The organism is Stieleria sp. (assembly GCF_041595215.1).
Lineage (GTDB): Bacteria > Planctomycetota > Planctomycetia > Pirellulales > Pirellulaceae > Stieleria > Stieleria magnilauensis.
The window spans coordinates 1-6,258 of sequence record NZ_JBFHKV010000455.1 but is presented as its reverse complement, the minus strand read 5'-3'; the positions used below and the strand labels follow the sequence as shown (position 1 = coordinate 6,258).

Below are 6,258 nucleotides of genomic sequence, written 5' to 3'. Positions count from 1 at the left end.
GTCGGAACGCTGGTCGTTCTCGATCAAAACCAAAGCCCGATCGGAATCGTGACCGATCGCGACTTGGCGCTCTGCGTCGTTGCCAAGGGGCTCGATCCCACCATGACGGAGTTGGAGGTGGTGATGAGCAAGTTGCCTGAAAGCGTGACCGAGAACACGCCGATCGAGGCGGCGATCGCGATCATGCGCCGCGGCGCCCACCGCCGGCTTCCCGTCGTCGACGACGCCGGCCAGTTGGTCGGTTTGGTCACGCTGGACGATGTCCTCAGTCTGCTCAGCGAGGAGTTCGAAGAGATCGGTGAACTGGTCCGCAAGGAAGCCCCCACGTCCTCGACGCTCTGAAGCGAGATTGCCGAGCCCATCGCCCCCGACGTTGGCAACGGCAGGTGCTAGCGGAACGGCGCGAGCCGTCCGGTCGCGGCGTGGTACCACCCTGAAAGACCGGCGGGCTCGCGCCCGACCGCTAACAATAAAAAATCCGTTTGTTGGCAACGGCTGATCGCCATTCGCCATCAGCCGGTTCGCGCCCGCGTTGGTTGGCCGTGAGTTCCGTGCCCTCCTGCCCTGATGTGTGCCACCGAAGCCCACTCCTTCGGAAACCCTTGCGTCGCGTCGATGCGGGGGAACCCCACCGTTCTTCAGGTTGGATGAATGATCGGGTCCGTCACAAGTGTGCCCAGCCGCGCGCCTTTCTCGCGGTCCGGCATTTGCTCCTTGGACTCCTGTTCAATTTTAAGCATCAGCAGGAGCTTTTGAAGTGCAAGACAAGTTCGCCACCCTGGACGGTAACGAAGCGGTTGCAAGAGTCGCCTATGCAACCAACGAAGTCATCGCCATCTATCCCATCACGCCGGCGACGCCGATGGGAGAATTCGCCGACGGCTGGTCGGCAGCCGGTCTCCCCAATGCGTGGTCCACGATCCCACAAGTCGTTGAAATGCAAAGCGAGGGCGGCGCGGCCGGTGCGCTGCACGGATCACTCCAAGCCGGCGCGCTGACGACCACCTTCACGGCATCGCAAGGTCTGTTGTTGATGCTGCCCAACATGTTCAAGATCGCCGGCGAATTGACTCCCTCGGTGATCCATGTCGCCGCACGCAGCCTCGCCACCCACGCCTTGTCGATCTTCGGCGACCATAGCGATGTGATGGCCGCACGCACGACCGGGTACGGATTGTTGGCCTCGTCGTCAGTCCAGGAAGCACACGACTTGGCGTTGGTCGCCCAAGCGGCCACTCTCCGCGCTCGTGTTCCGCTGCTGCACTTCTTTGATGGTTTTCGAACCTCGCATGAAATCAACAAGATCCGATTGATCGATCCGGCCACGGTCGAGCAAATGATCGACACCGACTTGGTGCTGCAGCACCGGGAACGCAGCCTCGATCCCGACCGACCGGTGCTGCGCGGGACGGCACAAAACCCCGACGTCTTCTTCCAGGCTCGCGAAGCGGTCAATCCGTTCTATGACGCCATGCCGGATATCCTGCAGCAGGAAATGGATCGCTTTGCCGAACTGACCGGCCGTCAGTACAAGTTGTTCGACTACGTCGGTGCGGCCGACGCCGAACACATTCTGGTGATGATGGGTTCGGGATGCGGTGCGGCCGAAGAAGCCGTCAACGCACTCAACCGCGACGGAGGTCGAGTCGGTCTGTTGAAGGTCCGGGCGTTCCGACCCTTCGATGTCGATCGGTTCATCGACACGTTGCCCGATTCGGTCAAGCAGATTGCGGTGCTCGATCGCACCAAGGAACCGGGGGCCGTCGGGGAACCGCTCTACCAAGATGTCGTCACGGCGGTCACGCAGGCTTGGTGGAGTCGTTCGGTTCCGATCCCCCGAGTCATCGGCGGACGCTATGGACTGTCCAGCAAAGAGTTCACTCCCGCGATGGCGATGGCGGTCGTGAGAGAATTGGCCGCTGAGGCACCGAAACAACACTTTACGATCGGAATCCACGACGACGTGACGTTGCAAAGTCTGACGTGGGACGAAGCGGACTACGACGAACCCGAACACGTCACCCGCGCCGTGTTCTACGGACTCGGCAGCGACGGCACCGTAGGGGCGAATAAAAACACGGTCAAGATCCTCGGCGAAAACACGCCGCTGCACACGCAAGGCTACTTCGTCTACGATTCCAAGAAGGCCGGTGCGGTGACGGTTTCGCATTTGCGTTTCAGCCCCGAGCCGATCGAATCGACCTACCTGATTCGTCAAGCCAACTTTGTCGCCTGCCATCAATTCAATTTCTTGCAGCAACGCGACGTGTTGGAAATCGCGGCACCCGGCGCGACATTCCTATTGAATTGTCCCTACGATGCCGAAGCCGTGTGGGATCATCTGCCAGAGGAAATCCAACGGCAAATCATCGACAAGAACCTGCAGTTCTACGTCATCGATGCCGGCACGATTGCCAGAGAAAACGAACTGGGCGGGCGGATCAACACCGTCATGCAGACGTGCTTCTTTGCCTTGTCAGGTGTCCTGCCGATGGACGAGGCGATGCAGCACATGCAGGAAGCAGTGCGCAACACGTACGGCAAACGGGGGCCGGTCGTCGTCGAGCGAAACCTCGCCGCGATCGCCGCTTCGACCGCATCGATCCAAAAAGTCACGGTGCCCGACAAGCCGTCCAGCACGGTGCACTTGCTGCCGCCGGTGCCCCTCGATTCGCCCGACTTCGTCCAGCGTGTCACCGGCATGATGATCGCCGGCAAGGGAGATTTGCTGCCGGTCAGCGCCCTGCCCGTCGACGGAACCTTCCCGACCGGAACGGCGCAGTACGAAAAGCGAAACATTGCCGATCAGATCCCGATTTGGGATGCCGACCTGTGCATCGAATGCGGCCTCTGCGCGATGGTTTGCCCACACGCGGCGATTCGCACCAAACGATTCGACGAAGCCTTGCTCGATCAGGCACCGGAGGCGTTTCCCGTGCGGATCGCGGCCGGCGGCAACGGACTGGCGGCGCTGACCATTCAGGTTGCCCCCGAGGACTGCACCGGTTGTGGTGTCTGCGTCGACGTCTGCCCGGCCAAGAGCAAGGAGGTCGTCAAGCACAAGGCGATCGACATGCTGCCCAAGAGTGAGCATCTTGAGCGCGAACGCGAGCGATTCGGGTTCTTTGACCAGCTCCCCGATCCCGACCGGACGACCTTGAATACGACCAAGGTCAAGGACGCTCAGCTGATGCTGCCCCTGTTCGAGTACTCCGGTGCCTGCGGTGGCTGTGGCGAGACGCCATACTTGAAATTGTTGTCGCAGCTGTTCGGCGACCGAATGGTTGTCGCCAACGCGACCGGTTGCTCGTCAATTTATGGCGGCAATCTGCCCACCACGCCTTGGTCGACCAATGCGCAAGGGCGAGGCCCCGCGTGGTCCAATTCGCTGTTCGAAGACAACGCCGAATTCGGACTCGGGATGCGGTTGGGGCTGGACGGCAAACGTGAACGCGCCCGCGCCTTGCTCACCCAATTGAGTGACCAGGTCGATGGGACGCTGGCTGGCGCCATCCTCGATTCCAAGCAACGCGGTGAAGCGGAGATCCAGGATCAACGCGATCGAATCGATCAACTGAAACAACGATTGGCGTCACTCGGTTCTCAACCGGCGTTGGAATTGGCCGCAATCGCCGATTCGCTGGTCGAGCGAAGTGTGTGGATCGTCGGTGGTGATGGTTGGGCGTACGACATCGGCTATGGCGGGCTGGACCATGTGCTCGCCTCCGGACGCAACGTCAACATCATCGTGCTCGATACCGGTGTTTATTCCAACACCGGCGGGCAGGCGTCCAAAGCGACGCCGCGCGCCGCGACGGCCAAGTTTGCCGCCGACGGCCGCAACGTGCATCGCAAAGACTTGGGCGCGATGGCCGTCGCCTATGGCAGCGTCTATGTCGCTCAGATCGCGATGGGGGCTAACCCCGCCCAAACGCTTCGTGCGGTCCAGGAAGCGGAATCCTACGACGGCCCGTCGCTGCTGCTCGCCTACAGCCACTGCATCGCGCACGGAATTGATATGTCCACCGCCATGACCCATCAACGCGACTTGGTCCGCAGCGGGTTCTGGCCGTTGTATCGCTACGACCCCCGTGATGCCCATGCCGGTGAGCACCCCTTCCACCTGGACAGCCGCAAACCCTCCAAGCCGTTCAAGGAAGTTGCGATGCAGGAAGCTCGGTTCGCCATGCTCGCCCGATCCAAACCGGAACGAGCGCGTGAACTGATGGAACTTGCTCAGAAAGACATCGACGACACCTGGCACTATTACCAACAATTGGCCGGCGTCGAGCGAGACAATCCCGACCTGCAACAAACCGATGTTTAGAACCCCGAGGTGCTGAAGTCGGGAGAGGCTTCCAGCCTGTCATCGCCGATGCGGCGTAGGCGGTGCCTGACGACTGATGGCATGCACAGCATGACTTACACGGCTGACAACTGATGGCATGCATCGCATGCCCGACACGACTCATCCGTTTGACGACCAACCAACTCAACCAAAGACCGACCCGACGCACGGATTTCTTTCCATGACCAACATCGACCTTTCCACCAGCTATCTGGGGCTTGAGCTCAAGAACCCCTTCATCGCCTCGGCCAGCCCGCTCACCGGCAGCGTCGAATCGCTGTTGCATCTGGAGCGAGCCGGCGCCGCGGCGGTCGTGCTGCCGTCACTATTCGAAGAGCAAATCGAACACGAACGAGAGCAGTTCGAACAGTTGAATGCCTATCAATCGGATTCGATGGCTGAGTCGTTGAGTTTCTTTCCTGATTTGGAACGCTACAACACCGGGCCGGAAGAATACTTGCAACTGATCCGTGACGCCAAGGAGAGTCTTTGCATCCCCGTGATCGCCAGTTTGAACGGATTCAGCAGCGGCGGTTGGAAATACTACGGCGAATTGATGGAGCAGGCTGGCGCTGATGCGCTGGAATTGAACATCTATTTGGTGCCCACCGACCCCAGCGTCTCCTCCTCCGATGTCGAACGACACTACCGCGAGTTGGTTTTGTCGGTCCGCGAACAACTGCGAATCCCGTTGGCCGTCAAAATGGGGCCGTTCTTTTCCTCACCGGCCACGTTTGGCAGTGACCTGGTCGAATCCGGTGCCGCGGGATTGGTGCTGTTCAACCGATTCCTCTCGCCGGAGATCGATCTGGAGACGCTTGAATTTGTGCCGGCACTACAACTTAGCCAGCCCGAAGAATTGCGTCTGGCCTTGCGTTGGATCGCGATCCTGAGAGACCGGATCCAAGCGTCGATCGCGGCCACCGGCGGCGTGCACTCGGGACTCGATGCCGCCAAGGCGTTGCTGGTCGGGGCCGACGCCGTGATGATCGCCTCGACCTTGCTCAAGCATGGGATCGACCACCTACCGGTCATGCGCAACGAGTTGGTTCAGTGGATGGACGAGAACGGCTACTTCTCGGTCGAACAACTCAAGGGCAGCATGAGCATGGACAATTGCTCCAACCCCGAGGGGCTCAAACGCGCCAACTACATGAAGGCACTGACCTCCTACACGACGAAGGTCTAGTGACACAGCGTGTTCATAAACCCGTCAATCACTTGGCGTTCTTTGCCGGACACCTTTCCGAATCCGAACTGACCGCCGGATGCTTTGGCGATCGCCGTCATCTGTGTTCGAAAGAACGTGGCTAATTTAGCTCGGGCGCGTTGACTCAATCGGCCCATCGCGTCACGCATGTAGCGTTTCCACGCGTCAACGCTCTCACGAGGCGGAACCTCGCGCAACCAATGATCCAGCATCATGTAGGCTTCGCTCTCCGGTCGGATCCCGAGCGTCGAGGCCGCGTCCAACACCGCTTGTCGCTCACCGCTGTCGACGCGGTGATCGGCCCAAGCGACCAGAACAAGCGGAATCAACCGCAAGGCGATCAACGTCCGCGTGGTGAACCCCAGTTCCGTCAGTTCGCTCAACAGCGACGCATCCGAAATTCCCGTTTGACGCGCCAAGTCGTCGCGTGCTCCTTCGCTGTGGGCTTCGGCGTGTAGACGATCGACAATCGCATCCTCCACATCGTTGAAAAACTTTCGCTGTTGAAGTCGTCTCGTTGGCGCCTCTCGGCTGTGGCGGGATCTCATCGCTTGTTCCCCTGTTGCGGCGTTTCATCTTGCGATGCAATTCACTGCAAACGTAGTGCCGGGAGCCGAACGTGCGGCAGGCGGACTGTCGGTGCGGGGATACGTCTCTTCGACGCCCACCAGTGCGATTCCGCACGCCGAAGTGTGCGAGT

General features: G+C 60.3%; 4 protein-coding genes. 3 read left to right on the top strand and 1 reads right to left on the bottom strand.

The annotated features are described in order from the left end of the window. From ABX749_RS17690 to ABX749_RS17680, 3 genes are all read left to right on the top strand, one after another. The coding region (locus tag ABX749_RS17690; protein ID WP_372897130.1) for a CBS domain-containing protein at window positions 1-342 on the top strand (342 nt) is incomplete at its 5' end. 415 nt (window positions 343-757) lie between these two features. Continuing rightward, a complete protein-coding gene (gene nifJ, locus ABX749_RS17685) occupies window positions 758-4,327 on the top strand; it encodes a pyruvate:ferredoxin (flavodoxin) oxidoreductase (RefSeq protein ID WP_372897129.1) in 3,570 nt (1,189 codons plus the stop codon). A 202-nt stretch (window positions 4,328-4,529) separates the two neighbouring features. Beyond that, window positions 4,530-5,537 (top strand): dihydroorotate dehydrogenase-like protein, encoded by a 1,008-nt coding sequence (locus ABX749_RS17680; RefSeq protein WP_372897128.1) that lies wholly within the window; start codon window positions 4,530-4,532, stop codon window positions 5,535-5,537. On the opposite strand, the gene ABX749_RS17675 is transcribed toward ABX749_RS17680, so the two are convergent. Then, entirely contained in the window at window positions 5,534-6,106 is a 573-nt protein-coding gene (locus ABX749_RS17675; RefSeq protein ID WP_372897127.1) for a hypothetical protein, read from the bottom strand. The genes ABX749_RS17680 and ABX749_RS17675 overlap by 4 nt on opposite strands. Window positions 6,107-6,258: the final 152 nt, after the last annotated feature.